This is a genomic window from Oceanobacillus arenosus (assembly GCF_003369575.1).
GTDB classification, from domain to species: Bacteria; Bacillota; Bacilli; order Bacillales; family Amphibacillaceae; genus Oceanobacillus; species Oceanobacillus arenosus.
Genome location: NZ_PIOC01000017.1, coordinates 446,762 through 473,715 on the forward strand (window position 1 = coordinate 446,762; position 26,954 = coordinate 473,715).

A 26,954-nucleotide genomic window follows, 5' to 3' on the forward strand; every position below is an offset into this window, starting at 1 on the left:
TGTAAAGAAAATATGTTGACAAAAGTACATTTTTCTTTTAAAATTACTCTTGTTGCCTTGAGGTGAAAATAATGAAATTTCCATTAAGCCAAATTAAAAAAAGTGCTTATAATGAACCTTTCAAATTTGATGATTATGTGGATGTTTCTGAACTGGAAATGATGAATAATGATATACGTAAAATACAACCCGTAAGAGTACACGGGTATTGTAGCGAACAAGGTGAACAAATTCTATGTTCTTTAGAAATCGAGGGAGAAATGATTTTACCTTGTGCACGTACATTAGTGGATGTGCCTTATCCGTTTAAAATTAAAACGACAGAGGTTTTCACAACGTCATCTTATCATAGTACAGAAGAAGAGGAAGATGAAATTCATCCAGTAAATGGAGAGGTACTTGACTTAACTCCATATATAAAGGAAAATATTTTATTAGAAATTCCTTTTCGTGTATTTTCTGATGAAGCAAATCCTGTGGACGCTGCCCCGGTTAAAGGGATGGACTGGGAATTTGTTGCAGAAGAAAAGAAAGAAAAAACGATAGATCCACGTTTTCAAAAATTGGCGTCATTACTTGAAAATAAACAGAAAGACAAATAAGAATCAATATTCAAACTTTGCTTTCATTTGAAGGAGGTGTTTGTCGTGGCAGTACCTAAACAAAGAACGTCTAAAAAAGTTAAAAATCAACGCCGTACTCACAAAAAACTACTTGTACCTGGCATGGTAGAATGTTCAAATTGTGGAGAATTAACAAAATCACATCACGTTTGCAAATCTTGCGGACATTACGATGGTAAAGAAGTAGTTGCTAACTAATCTTCTAAATTTAGAATAAAAAAGACAGATCACTTTTGTGGTCTGTCTTTTTTATTCTTAACTCATTCACTTTGCATGTTGTTTTTTAGATAAAGTGTGGACTGAGTTAGGCGCAAAGTTGATTTTCGCTACGGACAGTCTCGCATCCGGAGGGCTCGAGCTGAGCCCCTAGCAAAGAATGCTATGGTCTCAACATCTTTGCTTTTCCCGCAGAAAGCGTAGTGTATTTCTGGAGCGACTGGCCGAAGAGTCTTTAGCACATTAAACTAGTCCGAACTTTATATCAATTCTGAACTACCTTCCGTCAATTACCAGATAGGCTAGCTTAAATTATTGTCTCACTTTATATGGAAAGATTGGGCTGTCATTTTAAGTAATGGTGATGATTCAGTTTCCCTATAAATGGCAATATTCTTTTAGGATACTGCCTATATTTAATCATAAAAAAAGTAAACATGTATTCTAGTACGCCTACTTTTTGCATACATTGATACCAAAGTGATAAGGAGGGGTGTAATGAACGAGACACGTCAGGATGCTTGGACGAAGGATGAAGATATTATGCTGGCAGAAACGGTATTGCGCTATATTAGAGAGGGAAAAACGCAGCTAGAGGCGTTTAAAGAAGTGGCGGAACAGTTGTCGCGTACCTCTGCAGCATGTGGGTTTAGGTGGAACGCAACGATCCGTAAACAATATCAGGATGCGATTCAATTAGCGAAAGAAGAAAGGAAACATGGTGGCAGGAAGGATGTATGGAAATTTATGAAACCAGATACTCCAGAACTCGATACGATAGATTCTGCAATTCTATTACTAGAAAAGATGAAAAACAAATCCCCCGATGAACATCACATACTACAAAAGGAGCAAGAAAAGGTTGTTACATTAGAAGTGGAAAATAAGCAATTGAAGGAAGCGCTATTAAGATATGATCACGCATGGGAGGAAATGGGGAAGCTTTGGAGCTGGGTAAAGCATAAACAAGTTGATTAAACCGTTAAAAGACATGAATGTGCAACAAGATTCATGTCTTTTATTAATAGGATTCGGAATAATGAAATGAGTATTACTGGTAACCAGATATGTGGATTCTCATCTAAATCTCCTTCAATCTCATATTGTGCTTCGTAAAACCCTGTTTTCTCCCAGAATCTATGAGAATGAATTCGTGGATTCGTTATAATTGGTTTCTTTAACTCCAACATGATTTATTTCCTATCCTATTCTAGTGAGTATTAGTTAAGTGTGTTCTCTATTTCTGACAAAATAATAAAATCATCTAAATATTAAAGTCTATTGTAAAAATTAGTTCGATATTTTACCCTAAAGATAAATCTATTTGGTACAATATATAAGAATTATTAGAAGCATTAAAAGAAATTAAGAATATAGAAGGGCTTTTCTTGCTACATAAGTGGGGCCAACAGGAAGTTTTCTAATAAAAGAAGTAAAGGGATAAAGGAGTTATAGATAAATAATGGTCGATGTTATCATCAATATATTTGCATTCTTAACAACAGCCCCTGTCGTTCTTACCGCATTTATTTATTACATTTCGATTAAATCCCATCGACCAGTTTGGAAGGCAATCCATACTGCGGTAAATTGGACGACGATTTTTTATATGATTGCGGTCTGCTTATTAGTAAAAATAATATTCGATATAACGGTTACCGGGTATGTCTCAGTTTTCTTTCTTTTTTTATTAGGAATGTTTACTTATATGCAGTGGCGCTTCCATACAGATATTAAGGTTACAAAGGCATTCAAACTAGCTTGGCGTATATGCTTTTTACTATTTTTATGCCTTTATTTATGTCTTATTATCACTGGGATTATTTTGGAAATGATATAATACATCGCGATGTTTGGGTTAGAATTGAACTGAATTACTGAAATCAAATTGAAAAAGCGATACAATACATGCTGGAGATTACGTTACAGAAGGAGAAAGGGATTTATGCGGATTGACACGATTAAGTTAACGAAACAAGCAAGATTAATAAATGATTATCGAGAAAATAAAGAAACAATAATAAAATTCTTTGATTATCATCCATTTGAAGAATATGAGCAAAGAATAAAGGATTTAAAGGAACGTTCGTTTAATCGTAGTAAGTTAACAGAGGTTTTATTAAAAATCAATACCGAATGGGGAGCGCCTTCTGCAACTTTGGCTAACATTGACAGGATGATGATGGATAATAGTTTGGTCGTTATCGGTGGACAGCAAGCAGGATTATTAACGGGACCATTGTATACCATTAATAAGATCATTTCGATCCTGCAGTTTGCAAAACAGCAGGAAGAGGAATTGCGAATTCCGATTATCCCTGTTTTTTGGATTGCTGGTGAGGATCATGATTTTGAGGAAATGAATCATATCTACATGCCAGAAACCAATCGATTAAAAAAACATAAATTAAGACAACAAAATCTCGAGAAACGCTCTGTTTCTCATATTCCAATTGATGAAGCAGACATAAAGGTTTGGCTTGATAAATTATTTACTCAATTAAAGGAAACCGAATATACAAAGGATTTGTATGAAGCAATAAATGCCTGTCTAACAAAATCTACTTCGTATACGGATTTCTTCGCGCGTGTCATTTTTCAATTATTCTCAGAAGAAGGGGTCGTGCTGATTGATTCTGCTCATCCGCTGGTTCGTAATTTAGAGCGTGAACATTTTGTGCATATGATTGAATCCCAGCCTGATATAAGCACTGGTGTATCACGAGTGGCAGCGCAATTAAAGCAGGAACAATATCCTCTAGGTTTGGATGTTACACCAGATGATGGAAATCTTTTTTATCATAAAAATAATGAGCGAATTTTATTAATGCGCAATCAGAATCAGGATTGGGTTGGGAAGAATGGGGAAGTACGCTTATCTACCGAGGAAATAATGAGAATTGCCAAAAATACTCCTGGATTATTAAGTAATAATGTCGTTACCCGACCATTAATGCAAGAACTATTATTTCCTACACTTGCATTTATCGGTGGACCGGGAGAAATCAGCTATTGGGCATTATTGAAACCAGCGTTCCATGCGCTTGGAATAAAAATGCCTCCAGTTGTCCCTAGATTGTCATTAACCTATGTAGAGCGAGGAATTGAAAAAAAGTTAGCAAAATATAATCTTGAAATCGAAACTGTTATTAATCAAGGGCTAAATGAGTTTAAAGATAATTGGCTGGTAGCAAAGGTAGATCCACCGGTACATACATTAGCGAATGAATTGAAGGCAGTAATTAATCAAGCACATGAGCCATTGAGAAATATTGCTAGAGAACTACGAGCAGATATTGATGCATTAGCAGAGAATAATTTACTTCACATATATCGGGATGTGGAGTTACTGGAGAAGCGGATCGTTCGAACCATCGAAGAAAAATATGAACTAGAGATAATGGATTTAGATCGAATCAATTTAGCGATACATCCAGATGGTGGGCTTCAGGAGAGAATGTGGAATCCATTACCATTTTTAAATGTTTATGGGAAAGAGTGGGTAAAGGAAGTATTGAAGCAATCGTATTCGTTTAAAGTGGACCATTATATCATTTATTTATAATCAATGATGCCAACGATTGGTAAATTCTTTTCGTATTGTTTGTTTACTAGCTCGGCTGTCTGGAACCGGAAAATAAAGTTGCAAAATTGGTTTTTGTAAAGAGTATCGTTTTTGGGAAATATCCCCCACCTGTCCCCACTTTGTAATATAAGTTTAATAAAAAGCTGTCAAACTAAGGTTTGACAGCTTTTTATATGGAAACGATTTAGGCGAATTCAATTGTTTTCAAAAGTAAACTGAATCTTTTTGAGAAATGGGTGGTGCAGAGTGGGGGGATGTGGTAATATAAAAAATAGAAAGTGGGGCGTACTATATGTTCATGGGCGAATACCAACATAACATCGATTTAAAAGGCCGAATTATCGTCCCATCCAAGTTTCGTGAGGAGCTTGGTGAATCTTTTGTGGTGACCCGTGGACTTGATAAATGTTTATTTGCTTATCCGATGGATGAATGGAAAATCCTCGAGGACAAGTTAAAGAAACTCCCATTAACAAAAAAAGATGCTAGAGCATTCACCCGGTTTTTCTTTTCTGGAGCAGTTGAATGCGAAATCGATAAACAGGGAAGAATAAACATTCCGCAGACACTTAGAAGTTATGCCGTTCTTGAAAAGGAATGTGCGGTAATTGGAGTATCAAATCGAATCGAAATTTGGTCGAATGATAATTGGCAGGAATATGTTTCAACATCTGAGGAATCATTTGCTGAGATTGCTGAGAATCTAATGGATTTTGATATTTAGTAGTTAAGAAAGTATAACGACTTTCTTAACGAATAAGTGCAACTAAGGCTGTCACGGAAGGGCTTGGTGACAACCAAGTTTTCTAAAGTTAAATGCGGAAGCTTGATAAAGAGAAGTGGGTGGATTATTTAAATGTTTGAACATTATAGTGTACTGAAAAAAGAAACAATTAACGGACTTGCTATTAATCCTAATGGTACATATGTCGATTGCACAGTCGGTGGTGGCGGTCATTCAGAAGAAATTGCATCAAGATTAAATGGAGATGGCTTATTAATTGCATTTGACCAAGATTTAGATGCATTAGCAGCAGCAAAGGAAAGATTAAAAAAATATCAAGAAAATATTCTTTTTATCCATTCCAATTTCCGTGGATTAGAACAGCAATTGACTGAACATAATATTACGCATGTTGATGGAATCCTATTTGATTTAGGTGTATCTTCACCACAGCTTGATCGAGGTGAGAGAGGCTTTAGCTATCACCACGATGCACAGCTTGATATGAGGATGAATCAAGATCAGGAATTGACAGCATTTGAAATTGTTAACACATGGTCATATAATCAATTGGTTTCAATTTTCTTCAAATATGGAGAAGAAAAATTTTCCAAGCAAGTGGCGCGTAAGATTGAAGCGTATCGAGAAATAGCGCCAATTAATACGACGCATGAATTAGTTGAAATTATTAAAGATGGGATTCCAGCAGCAGCTAGAAGAACGGGTGGACATCCAGCAAAACGAATATTCCAGGCTTTACGAATTGCGGTAAATGATGAGCTTGAAGCTTTCAATGATGCACTACATCAAGCAGCAAGGGTAATCAGCTTGGAGGGGAGAATTGTTGTTATTACCTTTCATTCATTAGAAGATAGACTTTGTAAACAGGCATTTAAAAAGTGGAGTACGGCGAAAGAAACGCCTAGAAACCTTCCTATTCTGCCAAAAGATCATGAAGCACCATTTAAATTAATTACTAAAAAGCCAATTATCGCAGGAGATAACGAGTTAGAATACAACCGCAGATCTAGATCTGCAAAGTTACGAATAATTGAAAAAGTAAATAACTGGCAAAATGAATTTGCTTATGAGGAAGGGTGGAAAAAATAATGAATACTAATAATGCTCGAAGCTGGCAACAATCAAGTCCGCAGCAAGCCCCAAAAAAAGAACAAAAAGTATCCGTAAAAGTAAAAAAACAGGGATGGGTCACTAAGGGTGAAAAAGTAATTTATACCATTTTTTCTGCTGCCTTAATCGCAATATCCATTTTCATTGTTTCTTATTCATCATCTACAGATGCTTTAAATCGGGAATTACAAACGTTGGAACAAACAGCGCAAAGCCTAGAACTGAAAAATGAAGCACTCCAGTTTGAAAAGAAAGAACTTAGCAGACCAGAACGGATCATTGAGATAGCCAAGAGGAATGGGTTGAAAATCCAGGATGCGGAAGTGAAACAGGCACAAGTATTCAACAATTAACAAGGGGCAATCATAATGAGGAAAAATAAAACAACACATGTTATTGCAGGAATCCTAATCCCATTATTTACTATAGCCTTCATTGTTTTAACCGGAAGATTCATGTATATCCAAGCAACAGGTGTTGTTGATGGTGTTTCATTGGAAGAATGGGCGAAGCAAAAGCGTACATCATCTTACACGTTGCATGCAGAGCGCGGGAAAATTTATGATAATAATGGGATGACCTTAGCGTATGATCGACCGATTTTTCGAATGTACGCAATTCTTGATGATAAGTACTCGGAGAATTCAGAGAAACCTAGACATGTAGAAGATCCAGAGAAAACTGCGGAACTAATAGCACCATTGTTAGGGGTAGAAGCGGATGCAATTTTACAGCCATTGTTGAACGGTATTGAAAATGATCGATTCCAAGTTGAATTTGGTAAGATAGCGAATGAACTTTCGCAACAACAACGAGACGAAATCCTCGAATTAAAACTACCAGGTATTAATTTTGACAAAGACTCCATCAGATATTATCCAAACGGTATGTTTGCATCTCACATTATTGGGTTTGCAAGAGAAACAGAAGTACAAGAAGACGGTGAAATTAAGAATCAAATTAATGGTATTGCAGGCATTGAGAATCAGATGAATGATATTCTAGGTGGAAAGAACGGTTATATTTCTTATCAACGGGATAAATATAATAAACGGTTGCTGAATCCAAATGAAATCATTCAGGAACCAGAGAACGGAAATGATGTTTATTTAACAATTGATCAAAAGATTCAAACCCTTGTTGAAGATGTGTTAACAGAGGTTGTTAAGGAGTATAATCCAAAGCGAATAACTGCGGTTGTCATGGATCCGAAGACAGGTGAAGTACTCGCAATGAGTAGTCGACCAAGTTATAATCCAAACAATCCTGCAAACGTAGAAAATTGGTATAATGATGCGGTTTCAACACCATTTGAGCCAGGATCAACGATGAAGATATTTACCTGGGCAGCGGCAATTGAAGAAGGTGTTTATAATGGTAGTGAGGGCTATCAATCTGGGAGCTATCGAGTGAACGAAAAAATTGCAGCCATCCATGATCATAATAATGGAAAAGGCTGGGGTACCATATCTTTTGATGAAGGATTTGAGCGTTCATCCAATGTTGCGGCAGCAAAACTAGTTTGGGAAAAGTTAGGAACCGAGAAATACTTGGAATACCTCCAAGCATTTGATTTGGATAAAAATACAGGGATTGATCTACCGGGTGAAGTGGCAGGACATATTCTTTATAACTGGCCACTTGAAAAGATTACAACATCATTTGGGCAAGGTTCGACATTGACCCCTATTCAACAAATGAAGGCAGCAACTGCAATTGCAAATAATGGAAAAATGCTTCAGCCATATGTTATTCAAAAAATTGTTGATTCAACAACAGGGGACATAATTGAGGAAAAGGCACCGAATGTTGTTGGGGAACCAATTTCAGAAGAGACAGCAAAGCAAGTACTCACATTGCTTGAATCTACTGTGACCGCTGAGGGAGGAACATCTGGAAGATACGAATTACAAGATTACTCCGTTGGTGGGAAATCGGGTACTGCACAAATCCCGAATCCTAATGGTGGCTATTTAACTGGGAAGGAAAATTATGTATTTTCATTTCTAGGTATGGCGCCAATTGATGATCCACAACTGATGATGTATGTTTCTGTTCAACAACCAGAGTTAGATGAAACCCAAACCGGAGCGATGCCAGTATCCTTTATTTTTACAAATGTTATGGAAAATGGTTTGCATTATCTTAATATCGACCCAGATAAAGATGGGGGAGATCCCATTAAGTTAATCGAAATTCCCAACATAATAAAAGGGAATTCAGCAGATATTGTAAGAAACCTGACAGATCAAGGTGCAAACGTCACAACGATTGGTAACGGCAGTAGGATTGTTTCGGCAAATGTTAATGAGGGAGACACTGTCCTACCTCAAGAGCGGATAATGTTGGTTACGGATGAGCCAACAATGCCGAATATTATTGGTTGGTCTGTTCGTGATACGCTGGAAATCGCAGATCTACTAAAATTAAAGGTTGAAATACTAGGAAATGGTTTTGCGGTGACACAGAATATTAAAGAAGGTACCACTATAAAGGAAAAAGATTATTTAGGTGTAGAGTTCGAGGTTCCTAGTAAGATAGAAGAAGAGCCGGTTGATACAGCAGAAACCCCGGAAGATGATACTGGAAATGAGTAATATTTGCACTTAATAAATATGAAAGTATAAAAATTTCCTTGTTTACTTTCGATGACAGCTGAAACCACGTCTAGCTCCAGCGCTAAAGCTGTAGTGAGATTTCCATCACCTCCGTACGATAAGTTAACATCGATTCCAGTGATTTAGGGAGGCCGACTAAAACCAGGCTTTGCCAACGTCGGCATACTCCAAAAGTGCGGGGGCATGTTTCCTTTATCTCTTACTGCTAAAGGCTTGGTAGTACGTCGCTAAACGGCCGCTTCCACTTTTGTTCGTGAAACAGTGTTCTATTCGATTTTTGACATTCATATAGTGGATACAAGCCTACCTATGAAATGAGGATGGAAAATGAAACGTGTATCTACTGTAGTCGTTAGAAAAAGGATAGTCACTGTTTTTCTTTTTGGATTGCTCGTACTTGCTATTATTTGCGTGCGTTTAGGCTATGTACAGTTTGTCATTGGTGATCGATTGATGGCAGAAGCGAATGAATTATGGACAAGGGATATTGTATTCGAGCCTGAACGTGGCCATATTCTTGATGAAGAAGGGGAAATATTAGCGGAGAATGTAACGGCACCATCCCTTGTGGTTGTCCCAAGACAAATCAAAAATCCCGAAGACACTGCACAAAAACTGGCAACCGTATTAGATGTATCCGTTGATAAAATTTATAAACAAATCACAAAGGCGAGTTCAAGTGTAAATATTCGCCCAGAAGGTATTAAAATATCAGAGGAACAGGAATTAGCAATCCGTACGTTAAATATGGACGGGGTATATCTTGCAAAGGATTCGAAACGGCATTATCCATATGGGGATTATTTATCTCATGTTTTGGGCTTCGCTGGAATCGATAACCAAGGGCTGATGGGGCTTGAACTTTATTATGATGAGCAATTAAGTGGAGATAAAGGTAGTCTATCCTTCTACTCCGATGCAAAAGGACAAAGATTAGATGATTTTGCAGATATTTACAGCGCCCCAAAAGATGGATTGAATTTGAAGACGACGATTAATTCGAAAGTACAGACTATTATGGAAAGGGAACTTGATCTAGCCGAATCGAAATATAATCCAGATGGTGCGATTGCGATTGCTGTCAATCCCAAAACAGGTGGTGTACTTGGCATGTCAAGCCGCCCTAATTTCAATCCGGAAAATTACCAAGAAGTAGATGCAGCTGTATTTGACCGTAATTTACCGATTTGGAGTTCATATGAACCGGGTTCAACCTTCAAGATTATTACGCTAGCTGCAGCGTTAGAGGAAGATATTGTGGATCTAGAAAATGACCATTATTTTGATGATGGAGAGATTACGGTTGGAGGTGCACATCTTCATTGTTGGAAACGTGGAGGCCATGGGGATCAAACGTATCTTGAAGTTGTCCAGAACTCTTGTAATCCTGGATTTGTAAATTTAGGGTTAATGCTTGGTAAGGAGAAGCTGTTTTCATATATTGATAAATTTGGATTTGGTAGAAAAACAGGGATTGACTTGCAAGGGGAAGGGTCTGGAATCCTGTTCAAACTTGATAATGTTGGGCCGGTTGAGCTTGCAACGACAGCATTCGGTCAAGGTGTATCCGTAACCCCAATCCAGCAAGTAATGGCAGTAGCAGCAGCAGTCAATGGGGGACATTTATATGAACCACATATTGCGAAAGAATGGATTGATGCGAAAACCGGTCAGACGGTAGAAACGATTCAACCAGTTTTAAAGGAAAAGGTGATCTCTGAAGCAACATCAGAAGAAATTCGTTATGCCCTGGAAAGTGTTGTTGCACAAGGGACAGGTAGACCAGCATATGTTGAAGGGTACCGGGTAGGCGGAAAAACCGGAACCGCGCAAAAAGTAGGACCAAATGGAAGGTATATGCAAAATAATCATATCGTTTCCTTTATCGGCTTCGCACCTGCAGATGATCCAGAAATTGTTGTTTATGTTGCAATCGATAATCCAAAAAACACGGTTCAATTTGGTGGAACAGTAGCAGCACCGATAGTTGGTGCAATTATTGGTGATAGTCTTAGGGCAATGGGTGTGGAACCTAGAACAGACGGATTGGAAAAAGAATATCTTTGGCCTGAACAACCAAAAGTGGAAGTCCCGGATTTAATCGGCTCTACAAAGAGTGAATTAGCAGAAATGCTGATTAATTTATCTGTTGAAACAAGTGGAACAGGAAATTACATTATTGATCAAGCACCTGCTGCAGGCTCTAAACTGGAGGAAGGCGCTAAGGTGAGAATTTATTTAGGTGATAAAAACAGTCGAGCAGATGAGTAATTTGTGTTAACATGAATTGCGCTGTAGAAGTGTTGGTCATCAATGAATAAAGGATGTTTGTTATGAAATTAAAAGAATTGCTCTTGAGTCTATCTTTTTATAACAGAAATTCATTAATTGAGGATGTAGAAATAACGGATATTGCGATTGATTCACGTAAGGTGCAGCAAGGAAGCTTGTTTATATGTATTACTGGATTTACAACGGATGGTCATCAATATGTTAAAGAAGCAGTGGATAATGGAGCTGTTGCAATAATTGCTGAACAGGAGATAACCTCGTCTGTTCCAGTCATTTATGTAAAAGAAACACAGCGGGCTTTAGCAATGCTTGCAGCAAAATTCTATCATTATCCAACACATCAGCTGCCACTAATTGGTGTGACAGGAACAAATGGCAAAACAACCATCACCTATTTACTGGAAAGTATCTTTAATGCGAATAATACCAAAACAGGTGTTATCGGAACAATCCAGACGAAAATAGGCAATCAAACCTATCCCGTTGAAAATACAACCCCAAATGCCTTAATTTTGCAACGGACATTTTATGAGATGATTCATGCTGATGTGGAACAAGTAATCATGGAAGTATCCTCACATGCACTTGATTTAGGAAGGGTGTATGGTTGTGAATTTGACATCGCAATCTTTACAAACCTGTCGCAGGATCATTTGGATTATCATAAAAATTTAGATGATTATTTACATGCTAAAAGTCTGCTATTTGCCCAATTGGGGAATAGCTATCATAACAACACAAAAAAGTTTGCGGTTATTAATGAGGATGATCCTGTAAGTAGGATATTAAAGCGAAGTACAGCACAGCAAATTATCACTTATGGACGTCAAAAGCAAGCAGATGTTATGGCTACAGATATAATATTAACCGCTGCGGGGAGCAAATTTCAGTTATTAACACCCATTGGCAATATTACTGTTAATAGTAAGTTAATTGGTATGTTTAATGTATATAATATACTCGCTGCGACTGCCGCCGGAATTGCTGCAAATATTCCCTTATCCACCATTAAAATCGCGATAGAGCATATTCAAGGTGTGGATGGGCGATTTGAATCGGTCTCGCTAGGACAATTATATGGTGTCATCGTCGATTATGCACATACACCAGACTCGTTAGAAAATGTCCTGCAAACGAGCAAGGAAATAGCAAAGCGAAAAGTATATGTTGTCGTCGGTTGCGGTGGAGATCGTGATCGCTCTAAGCGTCCACTAATGGCGGCCATCGCATTGAAATATGCAGATTATGCAATTTTTACATCAGATAATCCGAGAACAGAGGATCCAAATGTGATTCTAGAGGATATGATCAACGGACTAAATGATACAGAAAAATTCGAAGTTATTGTTGACCGGAAAAAAGCAATAAATAAAGCTATTCAATATGCTAGAAAAGATGATATTGTATTAATTGCGGGGAAAGGTCATGAAACCTACCAACAGATTGGTCATGTAAAATATGACTTTGATGATCGTAAAATAGCAAGGGACGCAATAAATGCTAAGGAGAAATGAACATGTTATTTACTACAAATTGGTTATCGGAACGATTTACGGACTTTCAAGGTGATGCAAAAAACTTAATTCAAATTGATGCGGTTAATACAGACAGTCGTGTACAAATAAAGAAATCTTTATTTGTACCGATTGTCGGTGATAATTTTGATGGGCATCATTATGTGAAGCAGGCCATTAATAATGGGGCTGTTGCAGTATTATGGGAGAAAGGAAGAAGCCTACCAACATTAATTCCAACTGATTTTCCGGTATTTTTCGTAGAGGATACAACTACTGGATTGCAGCAGCTCGCAACCAATTATCTTGATGATGTGAATCCAATCGTGATTGGAATCACTGGTTCGAACGGAAAGACGACAACAAAGGACTTAGTTGCCGCAATGATGAAATCTACATATATTACCCATTATACAAATGGTAATTTTAATAATCATATTGGTTTACCACTGACGATTTTGTCGATGAAAAAAAACACAGAAGTGCTTGTACTTGAAATGGGAATGAGCGGATTTGGTGAAATTGATTTATTATCAAAAATTGCTAAACCAGATTATGCGATTATTACGAATATCGGTGAATCGCATATTGAATTCCTTGGATCTAGAGAAGGAATTGCTAAAGCGAAATTAGAAATCATTAATGGGCTAAAAGAAAAGGCTCTTCTAATCATCGATGGGGATGAGCCTTTATTAAACCAATTAAATACGTATTCAAATACGGTATCATGTGGTTTTAATAATGATAATGATGTGATCATTAGCAATGTCAATCTTTCATTACAAGCTACAAGTTTTAAATTATCAGATGAGACAAATTATGTTGTTCCATTATTAGGAAAACACCACGCAAAAAACGCAACCTATGCTATTATATTAGGGGAACGTTTGGGAATCAATCTAAGTACAAGAAAGTCTGCATTGCTTAGCCTAGAGCAGACCTCCATGCGATTTGAACTGATGGAGGGTAGAGGTGGTGCATCCATTATCAATGATGCATACAATGCTTCACCTACTTCGATGAAGGCTGCGATTGAAGTGGTGAAACAGATGAAAGGATTTAAGAGCAAGGTGTTGGTGCTCGGTGATGTTCTAGAATTAGGGGAGCATTCAGAACAATTGCATCGTTCGATTGCCGAAGTAATTGATTCGTCAATCAATGCAGTATTTACATATGGTGATCATTCGGAAGTTATCTCGAATGCCGTAATGGAAAAAGGCGGGGAAATCAGGTGTAAACATTTTACAGAAAAAGCTTCATTACTTAAGGCGCTTGAACCATACTTAGAAAAAGAATCCATTGTTTTATTTAAGGCATCCAGGGGCTTACATTTTGAAACATTAATAAAGGAAATTCTGAATTAACTCATTATAACGGACGGTAAAGGTAAGAGGAGGAATAACAATGAATATAACTGCTTTAATTATTACAATAGCAATTGCATTTTTAATCACCGTCCTTTTGTCTCCGATTTTTATTCCATTTTTAAGACGATTAAAGTTTGGACAAAGCATCCGAGAAGAAGGACCGCAATCACATTTGAAGAAGACGGGTACACCTACAATGGGTGGAATCATGATTATTTTGAGTATTATCATTACATCACTTATCATGGTATACAGAGTGTCAGGTGATTCCATTAGCTATGAGTTTTGGCTATTGATTTTTGTTCTCGTTGGCTATGGTCTATTAGGATTTTTAGATGATTTTATAAAAGTAGCATTAAAACGAAATTTAGGTTTAACTTCCTTACAGAAATTTATAGGACAAATTGTAATTGCACTCGTATTTTTCTTTATTTTACGTAGTCATGATTTTCCAACGTATATCCAAATACCTGGGACTGACATTCAATGGGAACTGGGTTGGGCATATGCATTATTAATCATCGTAATGCTTGTAGGATCATCCAATGCTGTGAACTTAACGGATGGATTAGATGGATTACTTTCAGGTACGGCAGTAATCGCTTTTGGAGCATTTGGAATTATTGCTTGGTATCTTGGATCGCAAGCGGAAGTTGGCATCTTTACTTTGGCCGTTGTCGGTGCATTATTAGGGTTCCTCATATTCAATGCGCATCCTGCTAAGGTGTTTATGGGCGATACCGGGTCATTAGCACTTGGAGGGTCAATTGCAGCGGTTGCGATTTTAACGAAGACAGAGATTCTCTTAGTTGTCATCGGTGGCGTGTTTGTAATCGAAACGCTTTCCGTAATTATTCAAGTCATTTCCTTTAAGACAACAGGTAAACGAGTGTTTAAAATGAGCCCGTTACACCATCACTATGAGCTATTAGGATGGTCGGAATGGCGCGTTGTAACCACGTTCTGGATCATTGGAATTATTTTCGCCGCTCTAGGCATCTTTATTGAGGTGGGCATAAATTGAAAAAATTAATCGATTTCCCGTATACAAATGTCCTCGTTTTGGGACTTGCAAAAAGTGGTACAGCAGCTGCTAATGTATTGTTAGCAAATGGAAAAAAGGTTCGTGTCAACGATCGAAATGCAGTAAAAGAGGATGAGATTGTCATTAATCTCGAAGCTCTAGGTGCTGAAGTAGTTGTTGGTGAACATCCATTAGAAGTGCTGGATAAAATAGAAATTGTCGTAAAAAATCCTGGTATTCCTTATGATAATCCGATAATTGTGGAGGCAGAGAGACGAAATATTCCCATAATTACCGAAATAGAAATTGCTTATAGTCTAGTAGAGGGGCCAATTATTGGTATAACGGGGTCCAATGGTAAAACAACAACAACTACCTTGATAACAGAAATGTTGGCCCAAAGTAATCAACCAGTTAAAGTAGCGGGGAATATTGGTATCGTTGCAATTGAAGCGGCACAGTCACTTGAAAAAGAAGAATCGCTCGTATTGGAATTATCCTCTTTCCAGTTACAAGGGATTGTTAAATTCCGACCGAAAATTGCTGTCTTATTAAATATTTTTGAGGCACATTTGGATTATCATAAAACAATGGATAATTACGTTAAAGCGAAATGCAATATTTTCAAGCAGCAAACAGCCGATGATTATCTAGTATATAATGCGGATGATCCTGTGATTGTGGAAGCGGTGAAAGAGGCAACATCCAAATTGGTTCCTTTTTCAACGAGGAGAAAAGTGGAAAATGGTGCTTGGATTGATAATACAAGTATTTATTTTAAAGATGAAAAAGTAATTGATCGTAATGAAGTTGTCTTAGTCGGAAGTCATAATATTGAAAATATTTTAGCGGCAATCGCAGCAGCTAAATTAGATGGTGCAACAAATGAAGGTATACGAAATGTATTAATTACTTTTACTGGTGTGAAGCATCGTCTACAATATATTAATACAATCAATGGTCGGCTGTTTTATAATGATTCCAAAGCAACCAATATTCTTGCAACGCAAAAGGCATTGGCAGCCTTTACGCAGCCGACGATATTATTAGCTGGTGGACTTGACCGTGGAAATGAATTTACGGATTTGTTGCCATATTTAAGCCATGTGAAAGCAATGGTATTATTTGGGCAAACGAAAGAAAAGTTAAGTGCACTTGGAAAACAAGCTGGAATTAAAACGATTGAAATCGCTCAGAATGTGGAGGAAGCAGCTAAGAAGGCATATGCAATTTCTGATGAAAATGACGTGATTCTTCTCTCACCATCATGTGCAAGCTGGGATCAATACCGTACTTTTGAAGAAAGAGGTGACATGTTTATACAAGCTGTGCATAGACTAGTGTAGGGGCTTGTATCAATCCGTCACAATCATATCAAATATTTTCTGCCCCTATTCCAATTTCTAGGAAAAGGGGTATTTTTTTGTTTAAAAAACTACTAAAGGACAAAAATAAACCGGATTTTTTCTTGCTTACGATTATTCTTATTTTACTATCAATAGGAATTATTATGGTATTTAGTTCCTCTTATGTTTGGGCAGAGTATAAATTTGATGATGCCTATTTCTATCTAAAACGACAATTGCTCTTTGCTGGTGTTGGAGTTATGGCGATGTTCGTTTTCATGTTTATCCCATATAGTACGTGGATAAGGTATAGCAAGCCCATTTTACTTATCTGTTTTGGCATGCTTATAATAGTTCTCATCCCCGGGGTCGGACTAGTAAGAGGTGGAGCACAAAGCTGGATTGGTGTTGGTGCGTTTAGTATCCAGCCATCGGAATTTATGAAGCTTGGATTAATTATTTTTCTAGCTGGTTTACTGGCAACAAGCCAAAAATATATTACATCGCTAACAAAAGGGTTTATCCCATGTCTGTTGCTAGTGTTTACGGCATTTGGTTTAATCATGCTCCAGCCGGACCTTGGCACTGGCCTGGTTTTAGTGCTTACCTGTATGGTAATGATCTTTGTCGCGGGTGCAAGATTATCCCATTTTTTTGGACTAGCGTCACTTGGAATTATTGGTTTTGTCCTATTGATTGCCTCTGCACCATATCGAATTAGAAGAATTACAGCTTTTCTAGATCCATGGGAGGATCCATTAGGGGATGGGTTTCAAATCATCCAATCTTTATATGCGATTGGTCCTGGTGGATTAATGGGGCTTGGTTTAGGAAATAGCCTACAGAAGTACTTCTACTTACCGGAGCCACAAACCGATTTTATTTTTGCGATTTTAGCAGAGGAGCTTGGTTATATCGGTGGTATGTTTATTATCGGTTTATTTCTATTACTCCTATGGCGCGGGATAAAAATTTCCTTGGAGGCGCCAGATTTATTCGGAAGATTTCTCGCATTAGGGATTGTCGTGATGCTGACAGTTCAAACGATGATTAATATTAGTGTCGTAATTGGATTAATCCCTGTGACAGGAATTACTTTGCCATTTCTAAGCTATGGTGGGTCCTCGCTTACATTAACATTATGCTCCGTTGGTATACTGTTAAATATTAGCATTCATTCCAAAATTTAGTCAGGATGAAATGGAAATGCTTGGTATTAATTTTCTTATCTAAAACGTGATGTTTTGAGGATAGATTATAGCAATTAGTTTGAAAGAGTGCATAGTAGATATAAAAGTGCGAACTACTCTAATGTGCTAAGGGCTCTCAGGCCAGTCGCTCCAGAAATACACTTCGCTTTCTGCGGGGAGCTGGTGAGCCTCCTTGTGCTGACGCACTTCGTAGTCTCACCTAGGATCTTCTTCCCGCAGGAGTCTTCGTGTATTTCTTACGATGGGGATTGTGCAAGTAAAAATTAGCTTCCTATCTCTCTATTTAAATGGAATACCTTCTCTTTTTCCAAGGACACTTTATAGGAAAATACTCTTGAAAATACGGGTGTATGGGTAAACTTTCTTAACTTAATAGAATTTTATGCTATATATGCGATCACGACGGAGTGAAACTAACATAATAATTATTTCGCACTTTATTTATTTAGTGCCAAATGAAATGAAATGGACTTTGTTTATAGGGCAAATTACCTTTGATTTTTTACTGAGAGAAAGGTAAGATTTGCAATTTCATAATGTCTATGTTTCTAAACGATAAAAATTGCGAAACAAATCGAAGTAAACTACATGTTTCACGATGTTTTATGATATAATTCAAGTAACTAGATTGAAGCGGCAACATTTATGCCGTTTATTCTTTTAATATTGAAAAAGGGAAGAAATGGGGATGAGCAAAAAGAACGTTGTTTCAATTGAAGATCGTATTCCAAAGTTGAAACAGGCTCGTAAGAAAAAAGCAAATCGGCGATTAATTTTTTATCTTTCTATTTTTTTCTTCTTAATCTCAATTATTGTCTATCTACAATCACCTTTAAGTCACATTAAAACAATTCAAATCCATGGCAATTCTCATGTTTCAGATGAAACGATTATTGAACAAAGTGGTTTGACAATGGATACAAATATTTGGATGCTAAATCATGAGAATATTGAGAAAAAACTTAGTAAAAATCCAGTTATTGAATCTGTTGAAGTTTCGAGAAATCTACCTTGGACAGTTAATATTCATGTAAATGAATTTAAAATTGTCGGGTATATGAAGGAAGAAACCAATTATTTTCCAATTCTAGGAAATGGTGTGACCTTAAAAGAGCTAGGCCAAACTTCCTTCAATGGTAAATCCCCATTAATTTTAGGATTTACAAAAGAGGAATATTTACATAGAATGGCTGAAGAACTTAATGAATTACCTTTTAATATTTCAGCGCTCATATCTGAAGTTCACTGGCAACCGACAGAGGATAATAAGTACAAAATTTTACTTTATATGAATGATGGTTATATGGTTGATGCAACTATTCGTAATTTCGCAGATAATATGCAAGTGTACCCTTCGATTGTTGCACAATTAGAACCGCAAAGTAAAGGAATCATTCATCTTGGAGTAGGAGTTTACTTTGAATCCTTTAATAAAAAGCCTGCGGATGATGTCGAAGAAATAGATGGGGTAGAAGAGGGAAATTTAACTGAATAAATTCATTTAATAAAGTCATATAAACAAAACTATAGTCGAATAACTATATGATTGTGGTAAAAATATCATGTTGGCAGATAAAATAGTTTAACGAAAAATTAGAAGTACTCATGTAGCGATGCATACATAGGGCGTGTAAAAGAAAATTTTATACTTTATTACCTCAAAATGAAGGAGAAACCCTTCCTTTTGTGGAATTAACTATGTATCATTTTCTTTTTTATTAATATTCCTTTAAAATTATGGATTATGAATACTGTGATTATCTGTAAGAAAGCCTTCCTTTTAATAACACTAAGGAAATGACATTATCGATTGATTCCTTTCATTTGGAAGCACTTGAAAAGGTAGCGTACTACTTTTTTAATGGAGTATTGTTATCGTCCAATGGAATAGGATAAATCTTCCACTGAACAGTGTATCGCTTTTTAGTATAATAGTAGTTTGAAATATAGTTGCAGTTTAAGCAATTGTTTTTGAAATAGGGGGTGCCTTTCATTGAAAAATAGTGAAATACTAGTAAGCCTTGATATAGGAACAGCAAAAATTAAAGTAATAATTGGAGAAGTATTAAATGACTCACTAAATATTATTGGTGTCGGTTCGGCAAAATCAAATGGCATGAAAAAAGGTGCAATTGTTGATATAGATCATACCGTCCAGTCGATAAGAAGTGCAATTGAGCAAGCAGAGCGTATGGTTGGCATGCAAATTGAAAGTGTAATTGTTGGAATTAATGGCAATCATATTCAATTACAGCCATGTCACGGCGTTGTTGCCGTTCAGAGTGAAAACCGCGAAATTGGCGATGATGATATTAGACGGGTAATTGATGGTGCACAAGTAATTTCAATCCCACCAGAGCGTGAAATAATCGATGTCATACCGAAACAATTTATCGTTGATGGACTAGATGAAATTACGGATCCTAGAGGAATGATTGGCGTTCGTTTAGAAATGGAAGGTACAATTATTACATGTTCGAAGACAGTCTTACACAATATTTTAAAATGTGTGGAACGTGCGAACCTGCAAGTATCGGATATTTGCTTGCAGCCATTAGCAGCCGGTACCATTGCGCTATCAAAAGATGAAATGAATATGGGTGTGGCCCTTATTGATATTGGTGGTGGCTGTTCAACTGTTTCTGTCTTTGAAAATGAACATCTCGCATCTACTAGTGTTATCAGCTTAGGTGGAGACAATATTACGAAGGATTTATCTATCGGACTCAAAACATCCACAGAGCAAGCCGAGGATGTTAAATTGAATTATGGACATGCATTCTACGATGATGCCCAGGAAGATGAAACCTTTGACATTGCAATTATTGGAAGCAACACGAAACAGACATATAATCAATTGCAAATTTCGGATATGATTGAAGCAAGATTAGAAGAAATATATGCATTTGCTGAGCGAGAAATTAGAAAGATGGGCTACCAAGAATTACCTGGTGGATATGTATTAACAGGTGGTACAATGATGATGCCGGGTGTATTAGAATTGGCCCAAGACCTATTCCGTTCAAATGTTCGCATCGCGATACCTGATTACATAGGTGTTCGAGAACCACAATTTACGGCTGGGGTTGGGATTTTGCAATTCGCACACCGAAATGCAAAAATACAAGGGAAAGAATTATATCCCTCCGTATCTGTTAGTTCAAATGAACCAAAACCAAAACGAAATCAGAAACAAGAAAAGACTAATGAACCGAAAGAAAAGAAGAAGAAAGAATCTGGAATGGCTAATCTATTTAAATATTTCTTTGATTAATTTTTAAAGATAATAATGACTTAGAATGATAGTCTTATTAAAATAAGACATATACATTAGCTTCTGGTACTCTTGTCATTTTGCATATTAGGAGGAACAAATATGTTAGAGTTTGATACAAATCTTGATGAATTAGCGACGATAAAAGTCATTGGTGTTGGTGGCGGTGGAAATAATGCCGTTAATCGAATGATTGAACATGGAGTTGAAGGCGTAGAATTCATTGCTGTAAATACAGATTCACAGGCATTGAATTTATCTAAGGCTGAGCTAAAAATACAAATCGGTGGTAAATTGACTCGTGGATTAGGCGCAGGTGCCAATCCAGAAGTCGGTAAAAAGGCTGCAGAAGAAAGTAAAGAACAAATAGAAGAAGTGCTAAAAGGTGCCGATATGGTATTCGTAACTGCAGGTATGGGTGGTGGAACTGGAACAGGAGCAGCACCAGTAATTGCTCAGGTTGCGAAAGATTTAGGTGCATTAACAGTTGGCGTCGTTACACGTCCATTCTCATTCGAAGGAAGAAGACGTTCGACACAAGCAATCGCTGGTATCGAAACATTAAAAGGCAGTGTAGATACACTAATTGTTATTCCAAATGATCGTTTACTGGAAATTGTTGATAAAAATACACCGATGCTTGAAGCTTTCCGAGAAGCGGATAACGTATTAAGACAAGGTGTACAAGGTATCTCTGACCTAATAGCAAAACCTGGATTAATTAATGTTGACTTTGCCGACGTGAAGACAATCATGTTCGATAAAGGATCTGCATTAATGGGGATTGGGATTGCAACAGGTGAATCACGGGCGATGGAGGCTGCTAAAAAGGCAATTTCATCTCCATTACTTGAAACATCTATCGACGGTGCACATGGTATTTTAATGAATATTACCGGCGGAGCTAACTTAAGCTTATATGAAGTTCAGGAAGCTGCTGATTTAGTAACCTCTGCAGCAGATAAGGAAGTAAATGTTATTTTCGGATCTGTTATCAATGAAGATTTAAATGATGAAATTGTTGTAACGGTAATTGCAACAGGCTTTGACGAGTCAATTCAGAAGCCAGAAGTAATAAAATCAAAGCAGCAACGTCCTGTCATTAATCATAATCAGCATGCAGCGACACAGGCAAATGAAGAACTTGCACCACAGCAACGAGAACGTGAACGTGAACGTGAGCAACAACCACAACCACAACCACAGCGTCAGCGACAAGAGGAAGAGGAATTGGATATTCCAACATTCTTAAGAAATCGTAATCGAAATCGCTAATCAATGATTTAAAGTGAACAGCAAGCAGGTAGTTAGAAATAGCTACCTGCTTGCTGTTTTTTTCATTGCTTAACGTACTATAAAATTGGATGCTGTGGATAACTTAATTGCCGAAACAGCCATGTTCAGCTTCAGCGCTAAAGCTGTAGTGAGACTTCCCTCACCTCCATAATCTAAGTCAACCGCATACTCTCCCAAAGAGTTTCCTTTATCTCAAAAGGCAAGGAGAAGTTCGACGCAGTCCGTGCACAGCTCAAACGGGCGCTTCCATATTTGTCATGACAAACTTTTCAATAACTAGTTAAAATTAGCCCCGTTTTGCTTACAAGAAGTGACAGACTTTGCTTGGAAAAATCGATATACTTTTCATTAACTCCTCCTATTATAAATAATAGCAAATGAGGTTAGGAAAAACTTGTTATCACTCATCAACTCTCGGAGAAAGGAAGAGTTTGTTGATAATTTATCTCGATGCAGTCTGGGCTTTAAATTTTTTTTTAGATATGATGCTTCTGTTGTTGACACAGGCACTTTCTCGAGAAGGTACTAGAAAACGCAGAATCTTATTAGGAGCGTTTATTGCTTCCTTACTTGTACCAATTACCATTTATTTTCCTGACTCATTCATTTCTAGTACCATTGGTAAGATTCTTTATTCTGCTCTTATAATATTTAGTACGTTTGGTTATCGATCGATTCATCGATTTTTTAGGATACTTTTACTATTTTACTTTACTACCTTTGCTATTGGGGGTGGATTAATTGGCCTACATTTTCTTTTGCAAAATCCGATTGGAATGTCAGGAAATAATCTACTAACATTCTCAAGTGGATATGGAGATCCAATTAGCTGGCTTTTTGTTCTGATTGGCTTTCCAATTGTTTGGTTGTTTACAAAGTCCCGTATGGACAAGCATGTCATCGGGAAAATTCGCTATGATCAGTTATACACGGTGACGATTCAGATAAAGAATCAAAGCTATACGACGACAGGTTATATTGATAGTGGCAATCAATTGGTGGATCCCCTGTCAAAGAAGCCTGTAATCATTTGTGACGAGTTTTTTTTGAAGCAGTGGTTTACAGATGAAGAGTGGGAGTTATTACGAGTAGTACAGGATACACTTGATTTCGAGCCACTTCCGAAAGAATGGCAAAATAAAATTCAAATCGTGCCGTATCATGGCGTCGAAGGGAAGAGTATGTTTCTAATAACGATCCGCCCAGAACAGCTTATTGTTTACTATAACGAGCAAAAGATCGTGACAACGAAGCTATTAATTGGCATTCAATTTGCAGAATTAGTAAAGGATCAAAGTTATCATTGCTTGCTTCATCCGCAAATAATTAAATTAGCGTCTGTCCATTCTGCATAAACTGCGGACTAGTTTAGTGTTCTTGGCTCTCAGGCTAGTCGCTCCAGAAATACACTACGCGCACCTTTGGGGAGCAGGAGTCTTCGTGTATTTCTTCCGCTGGGGATTGTGTGAAATTTAGAAACAAAAGAATGGCAAACCCATTTACTATGACGTTTCTATAGTAAAATACTGAAGACTCATTTGGAAAAAACTGCTGACCAAATCTGTAATCATAATTGTCGTTAATTCGCATTTTACATCAACTGCTTACTAAAATCGATCACTATTAAAAGCAACAATCATTTAAAATACAGCCAAAACAATAATGAGAAATGGGGAGATGTGTCGTGAAGGTGTGGTTAATTCGCTTACGTTTAAAATGGTATAAGCTGTTAATTAAACTAGGAATCAAATCAAATGAAATTTACTATATTGGTGGCAGCGAAGCACTTCCACCACCACTTTCAAAGCAGGAGGAGGCAGAATTATTAATTAAACTGCCAAAGGGTGATAAAGCAGCACGGGCAATCTTGATCGAGCGTAATTTACGCTTAGTTGTATATATCGCTCGTAAATTCGAAAATACGGGGATAAATATTGAAGATTTGATAAGTATTGGGACAATCGGTCTCATCAAAGCTGTCAATACGTTTAATCCCGAGAAGAATATTAAATTGGCGACCTATGCATCAAGATGTATTGAAAATGAAATTTTAATGTACTTACGAAGAAATAATAAATTAAAATCAGAAATATCCTTTGATGAGCCGTTAAATATTGATTGGGATGGAAATGAATTATTATTATCCGATGTGCTTGGAACAGATGATGATATTATTACAAAAAATCTAGAATCCAATGTAGATAAAAGTCTATTAAAAAGCGCGTTATCCCAATTAAATGATCGTGAGAAGCAAATAATGGAGCTAAGGTTCGGATTAATTGGCGATGAAGAGAAAACACAAAAGGATGTAGCTGATATGTTAGGTATTTCACAATCTTACATATCGCGTTTAGAAAAAAAGATTATTCGTAGACTGCAAAAAGAATTTAATAAAATGGTTTAGCCTTATCGTATCAAGTTTTGATATGATATGGCATTTATTTCAAGTTATTGACGTTGCATAAAAACATTTCCAGATGGTGATAATGACCATGAACAGCATCACCATCTGGGAGGGTTAACAGAATGACTAGACATAAAGTTGTAATATGTGGTGTTGATACATCGAAGCTACCCGTACTAAAAAATGAGGAAATGAAAAAGCTGTTTGTTCGAATGCAACAAGAAGGAGATATATCTGCAAGAGAAGAGCTTGTAAATGGGAATCTTAGATTAGTATTAAGTGTTATCCAGCGGTTCAATAATCGCGGCGAATTTGTCGATGATCTATTTCAAGTGGGATGCATCGGCTTAATGAAATCCATCGATAATTTTGATTTAGGACATAATGTACGATTCTCTACTTATGCTGTACCAATGATCATTGGTGAAATTAGAAGATATTTGCGGGATAATAATCCAATAAGGGTGTCAAGATCACTACGAGATATTGCATATAAGGCGTTGCAAGTAAGGGAAAAGTTAATTAATAAGACATCGAGGGAACCGACGCCAGCAGAAATAGCTGAAGAGATGGATGTTCCGCATTCTGAAATCGTGTTTGCGCTAGATGCAATTCAAGACCCTGTTTCCTTATTCGAACCAATCTATAATGATGGTGGGGATCCAATCTTCGTCGTCGATCAAATAAGTGATGATAAAGACAAAGACTCAACCTGGGTTGACAAATTATCGTTAAAAGAGGGCATGTATAATTTAAATGATCGTGAGAAAATGATTTTAAATAAACGCTTTTTCCAAGGGAAAACACAAATGGAAGTAGCAGACGAAATCGGCATCTCCCAAGCCCAAGTCTCCCGCCTAGAAAAAGCAGCAATCAGCCAAATGAACAAACAAATGTTTGAATGATTGAAAGGCTGAAACGACTGTCCAGAGACGGACGCATAAGCAGGGGACCGAAACGCGTGGTCTTTCGCGTTGAAGTGTCAACTTCTTATGACGGTAGTCTCTAGGAGTTGAAGCTAGACAAAGAAAAGTATAGCAAGCCTCTAGCCCACGCGGTACTGGATAATGAAAGCCTGAAAAGAAGGAATCGTATAATATAAATACGATTCCTTCTATTTTTTTGTTTACAGATGAAAAAAACCGAATCTCCTGCATATAGTTTAATAAAGGCGGTGATTAGATTGGTAAAGTTATCAGAGCTACAATTAAAAGAGGTAATCATTATTGATGATGGTAGAAGACTAGGACATATTTCCGATTTAGAAATCAATACAAATACAGGTAGAATAACAGCAATCATTCTTTTGGCAAAAGACAAGAAAAACAGTTTATTTGGAAAAGTAGATGAGCTTGTTATCCGCTGGGAACAGATAATTCGAATTGGCTCAGATGTTGTCCTAGTCAAAGATGTGCACGAGCAAACCCTTTCTTCCGAGCCACATTTTCCAAAAATAGATAAATAAATTGCAAAATATGATAAAATGGTACAAACATACTTTCAGGAGGTTTCAACATGTCGGAACCATTTAAACAAACCAATGAATCCTATTTACATATCGAAAATTGGCAGAAGCATAATCCTAACCTGAGAGCAGGCTTCACGACTAGGAATGGTGGAGTAAGTCGTCCGCCGTTTCAAACATTCAATTGCGGGTTACATGTAAATGATGAGACAGAAACAGTTATTGAGAACCGAAGTATTTTAGCAAGCAAATTAAATATGCCGCTTGATAATTGGGTATCTGGGGAACAGGTACATGGAACGAATGTGCATATTATTGATGAGCGGGAGAAGGGAAGAGGGGCAAGGTCATATGATAGCTCACTCAAAGGGATAGACGGGCTCATCACGAATAAAAAGGGGATACTTTGTACAGCATTTTTTGCTGACTGTGTCCCTTTATATTTCTATGATCCTATCACAGAATATATCGGGATGGCACATGCGGGATGGAAAGGAACGGTTAATCGAATCCAAGAAAAGATGGTGCAAGCCTTAGTGAAAGTAGGGGTACAACCGGAAAACCTATTAGTAGCAGTTGGACCTTCGATTTCCCAGGTGAAATATGAAGTGGATGAACCTGTGATCCAAGCAATTTCTGAGGAAAATAAGCAGAAAACCGTCATTCCATTGAAAAATGATCATTATTTATTAGATTTAAAACAATTAAATGTAGAAATCCTTTTACAATCTGGGGTATTGCGTCATAATATAGAGGTAACAAATTATTGCACACATCAAGATAAAGCGTTGTTTTTTTCACATCGACGGGATAATGGCAAAACAGGAAGAATGCTAGGCTTCCTAGGATTTCAGAAGTGATGA

General features: G+C 37.1%; 24 protein-coding genes. 23 read left to right on the forward strand and 1 reads right to left on the reverse strand.

Going from position 1 to position 26,954, the window contains the following annotated elements; all coding sequences use genetic code 11:
- The first annotated feature begins 71 nt into the window (after positions 1 to 71).
- From CWR48_RS12915 to CWR48_RS12925, 3 genes are all read left to right on the forward strand, one after another.
- On the forward strand, positions 72 to 602 hold the full coding sequence (locus tag CWR48_RS12915; protein ID WP_115773635.1) for a YceD family protein: 531 nt from the start codon (positions 72 to 74) through the stop codon (positions 600 to 602).
- Positions 603 to 647: 45 nt separating this feature from the next.
- Entirely contained in the window at positions 648 to 821 is a 174-nt protein-coding gene (gene rpmF / locus CWR48_RS12920) for a 50S ribosomal protein L32 (RefSeq protein ID WP_114916279.1), read from the forward strand.
- 516 nt (positions 822 to 1,337) lie between these two features.
- A complete protein-coding gene (locus CWR48_RS12925) occupies positions 1,338 to 1,817 on the forward strand; it encodes an RsfA family transcriptional regulator (protein WP_115773636.1) in 480 nt (159 codons plus the stop codon).
- On the opposite strand, the gene CWR48_RS20840 is transcribed toward CWR48_RS12925, so the two are convergent.
- The gene (locus tag CWR48_RS20840; RefSeq protein ID WP_425453893.1) at positions 1,814 to 2,029 is read right to left on the reverse strand and encodes a GNAT family protein; all 216 of its coding nucleotides are present in this window, start codon (positions 2,027 to 2,029) and stop codon (positions 1,814 to 1,816) included. The two genes, CWR48_RS12925 and CWR48_RS20840, sit on opposite strands and share 4 nt — an antisense overlap.
- Positions 2,030 to 2,301: 272 nt before the next feature.
- Here CWR48_RS20840 and CWR48_RS12935 point away from each other — a divergent pair, with 272 nt between their 5' ends.
- The 20 genes from CWR48_RS12935 to pgeF all read left to right on the forward strand — a co-directional run bounded on the left by CWR48_RS12935 (position 2,302) and on the right by pgeF (position 26,951).
- Complete coding sequence (locus CWR48_RS12935) at positions 2,302 to 2,679, forward strand: DUF3397 family protein (protein WP_115773637.1); 378 nt, start codon at positions 2,302 to 2,304, stop codon at positions 2,677 to 2,679.
- 105 nt (positions 2,680 to 2,784) lie between these two features.
- On the forward strand, positions 2,785 to 4,404 hold the full coding sequence (gene bshC / locus CWR48_RS12940) for a bacillithiol biosynthesis cysteine-adding enzyme BshC (protein WP_115773638.1): 1,620 nt from the start codon (positions 2,785 to 2,787) through the stop codon (positions 4,402 to 4,404).
- Between the two features lie 313 nt (positions 4,405 to 4,717).
- Positions 4,718 to 5,149: a division/cell wall cluster transcriptional repressor MraZ gene (gene mraZ, locus CWR48_RS12945; protein WP_115773639.1), complete on the forward strand. Its 432-nt coding sequence runs from the start codon at positions 4,718 to 4,720 to the stop codon at positions 5,147 to 5,149.
- A 132-nt stretch (positions 5,150 to 5,281) separates the two neighbouring features.
- Positions 5,282 to 6,259 carry a 16S rRNA (cytosine(1402)-N(4))-methyltransferase RsmH gene (gene rsmH, locus CWR48_RS12950; protein ID WP_115773640.1) on the forward strand — a complete coding sequence of 326 codons (978 nt, stop codon included), beginning with the start codon at positions 5,282 to 5,284 and terminating at the stop codon, positions 6,257 to 6,259.
- Complete coding sequence (gene ftsL, locus CWR48_RS12955) at positions 6,259 to 6,633, forward strand: cell division protein FtsL (RefSeq protein ID WP_115773641.1); 375 nt, start codon at positions 6,259 to 6,261, stop codon at positions 6,631 to 6,633. Before rsmH ends, ftsL begins: the two co-directional genes overlap by 1 nt.
- 15 nt (positions 6,634 to 6,648) lie before the next feature.
- The gene (locus CWR48_RS12960) at positions 6,649 to 8,877 is read left to right on the forward strand and encodes a penicillin-binding transpeptidase domain-containing protein (RefSeq protein ID WP_115773642.1); all 2,229 of its coding nucleotides are present in this window, start codon (positions 6,649 to 6,651) and stop codon (positions 8,875 to 8,877) included.
- A 348-nt stretch (positions 8,878 to 9,225) separates the two neighbouring features.
- Positions 9,226 to 11,169 (forward strand): stage V sporulation protein D, encoded by a 1,944-nt coding sequence (locus CWR48_RS12965; protein WP_115773643.1) that lies wholly within the window; start codon positions 9,226 to 9,228, stop codon positions 11,167 to 11,169.
- A 62-nt stretch (positions 11,170 to 11,231) separates the two neighbouring features.
- Positions 11,232 to 12,704, forward strand: a complete 1,473-nt coding sequence (locus CWR48_RS12970; RefSeq protein ID WP_115773644.1) for a UDP-N-acetylmuramoyl-L-alanyl-D-glutamate--2,6-diaminopimelate ligase — start codon at positions 11,232 to 11,234, stop codon at positions 12,702 to 12,704.
- Between the two features lie 2 nt (positions 12,705 to 12,706).
- The gene (locus tag CWR48_RS12975) at positions 12,707 to 14,068 is read left to right on the forward strand and encodes a UDP-N-acetylmuramoyl-tripeptide--D-alanyl-D-alanine ligase (protein WP_115773645.1); all 1,362 of its coding nucleotides are present in this window, start codon (positions 12,707 to 12,709) and stop codon (positions 14,066 to 14,068) included.
- A gap of 40 nt (positions 14,069 to 14,108) precedes the next feature.
- Entirely contained in the window at positions 14,109 to 15,095 is a 987-nt protein-coding gene (gene mraY, locus CWR48_RS12980) for a phospho-N-acetylmuramoyl-pentapeptide-transferase (RefSeq protein ID WP_115773646.1), read from the forward strand.
- Positions 15,092 to 16,441, forward strand: a complete 1,350-nt coding sequence (gene murD / locus CWR48_RS12985) for a UDP-N-acetylmuramoyl-L-alanine--D-glutamate ligase (RefSeq protein ID WP_115773647.1) — start codon at positions 15,092 to 15,094, stop codon at positions 16,439 to 16,441. Before mraY ends, murD begins: the two co-directional genes overlap by 4 nt.
- A 77-nt stretch (positions 16,442 to 16,518) precedes the next feature.
- A complete protein-coding gene (gene spoVE, locus CWR48_RS12990; protein ID WP_115773648.1) occupies positions 16,519 to 17,631 on the forward strand; it encodes a stage V sporulation protein E in 1,113 nt (370 codons plus the stop codon).
- 709 nt (positions 17,632 to 18,340) lie between these two features.
- Complete coding sequence (locus CWR48_RS12995) at positions 18,341 to 19,147, forward strand: cell division protein FtsQ/DivIB (protein WP_115773649.1); 807 nt, start codon at positions 18,341 to 18,343, stop codon at positions 19,145 to 19,147.
- A 498-nt stretch (positions 19,148 to 19,645) separates the two neighbouring features.
- On the forward strand, positions 19,646 to 20,926 hold the full coding sequence (gene ftsA, locus CWR48_RS13000) for a cell division protein FtsA (protein WP_115773650.1): 1,281 nt from the start codon (positions 19,646 to 19,648) through the stop codon (positions 20,924 to 20,926).
- Between the two features lie 102 nt (positions 20,927 to 21,028).
- Positions 21,029 to 22,201, forward strand: a complete 1,173-nt coding sequence (gene ftsZ / locus CWR48_RS13005; protein WP_115773651.1) for a cell division protein FtsZ — start codon at positions 21,029 to 21,031, stop codon at positions 22,199 to 22,201.
- Positions 22,202 to 22,656: 455 nt separating this feature from the next.
- A complete protein-coding gene (gene spoIIGA / locus CWR48_RS13010; RefSeq protein ID WP_115773652.1) occupies positions 22,657 to 23,577 on the forward strand; it encodes a sigma-E processing peptidase SpoIIGA in 921 nt (306 codons plus the stop codon).
- Between the two features lie 329 nt (positions 23,578 to 23,906).
- Complete coding sequence (gene sigE, locus CWR48_RS13015) at positions 23,907 to 24,626, forward strand: RNA polymerase sporulation sigma factor SigE (RefSeq protein WP_425453894.1); 720 nt, start codon at positions 23,907 to 23,909, stop codon at positions 24,624 to 24,626.
- A 122-nt stretch (positions 24,627 to 24,748) separates the two neighbouring features.
- Positions 24,749 to 25,531, forward strand: coding sequence for an RNA polymerase sporulation sigma factor SigG (sigG, locus tag CWR48_RS13020; RefSeq protein ID WP_115773654.1), 783 nt, complete (start codon positions 24,749 to 24,751; stop codon positions 25,529 to 25,531).
- A gap of 278 nt (positions 25,532 to 25,809) precedes the next feature.
- On the forward strand, positions 25,810 to 26,091 hold the full coding sequence (locus tag CWR48_RS13025; protein ID WP_115773655.1) for a YlmC/YmxH family sporulation protein: 282 nt from the start codon (positions 25,810 to 25,812) through the stop codon (positions 26,089 to 26,091).
- 50 nt (positions 26,092 to 26,141) lie between these two features.
- On the forward strand, positions 26,142 to 26,951 hold the full coding sequence (gene pgeF / locus CWR48_RS13030; protein WP_115773656.1) for a peptidoglycan editing factor PgeF: 810 nt from the start codon (positions 26,142 to 26,144) through the stop codon (positions 26,949 to 26,951).
- Positions 26,952 to 26,954: the final 3 nt, after the last annotated feature.

Excerpts from the sequence above, each read along its gene's own strand:
- CWR48_RS12915 (WP_115773635.1), top strand. The coding sequence starts at position 72 with ATGAAATTTCCATTAAGCCAAATTAAAAAAAGTGCTTATAATGAACCT.
- CWR48_RS12925 (WP_115773636.1), top strand. The coding sequence starts at position 1,338 with ATGAACGAGACACGTCAGGATGCTTGGACGAAGGATGAAGATATTATG.
- CWR48_RS20840 (WP_425453893.1), bottom strand. The coding sequence starts at position 2,029 with ATGTTGGAGTTAAAGAAACCAATTATAACGAATCCACGAATTCATTCT.
- CWR48_RS12935 (WP_115773637.1), top strand. The coding sequence starts at position 2,302 with ATGGTCGATGTTATCATCAATATATTTGCATTCTTAACAACAGCCCCT.
- bshC (WP_115773638.1), top strand. The coding sequence starts at position 2,785 with ATGCGGATTGACACGATTAAGTTAACGAAACAAGCAAGATTAATAAAT.
- mraZ (WP_115773639.1), top strand. The coding sequence starts at position 4,718 with ATGTTCATGGGCGAATACCAACATAACATCGATTTAAAAGGCCGAATT.
- rsmH (WP_115773640.1), top strand. The coding sequence starts at position 5,282 with ATGTTTGAACATTATAGTGTACTGAAAAAAGAAACAATTAACGGACTT.
- ftsL (WP_115773641.1), top strand. The coding sequence starts at position 6,259 with ATGAATACTAATAATGCTCGAAGCTGGCAACAATCAAGTCCGCAGCAA.
- CWR48_RS12960 (WP_115773642.1), top strand. The coding sequence starts at position 6,649 with ATGAGGAAAAATAAAACAACACATGTTATTGCAGGAATCCTAATCCCA.
- CWR48_RS12965 (WP_115773643.1), top strand. The coding sequence starts at position 9,226 with ATGAAACGTGTATCTACTGTAGTCGTTAGAAAAAGGATAGTCACTGTT.
- CWR48_RS12970 (WP_115773644.1), top strand. The coding sequence starts at position 11,232 with ATGAAATTAAAAGAATTGCTCTTGAGTCTATCTTTTTATAACAGAAAT.
- CWR48_RS12975 (WP_115773645.1), top strand. The coding sequence starts at position 12,707 with ATGTTATTTACTACAAATTGGTTATCGGAACGATTTACGGACTTTCAA.
- mraY (WP_115773646.1), top strand. The coding sequence starts at position 14,109 with ATGAATATAACTGCTTTAATTATTACAATAGCAATTGCATTTTTAATC.
- CWR48_RS12995 (WP_115773649.1), top strand. The coding sequence starts at position 18,341 with ATGAGCAAAAAGAACGTTGTTTCAATTGAAGATCGTATTCCAAAGTTG.
- ftsZ (WP_115773651.1), top strand. The coding sequence starts at position 21,029 with ATGTTAGAGTTTGATACAAATCTTGATGAATTAGCGACGATAAAAGTC.
- sigG (WP_115773654.1), top strand. The coding sequence starts at position 24,749 with ATGACTAGACATAAAGTTGTAATATGTGGTGTTGATACATCGAAGCTA.
- pgeF (WP_115773656.1), top strand. The coding sequence starts at position 26,142 with ATGTCGGAACCATTTAAACAAACCAATGAATCCTATTTACATATCGAA.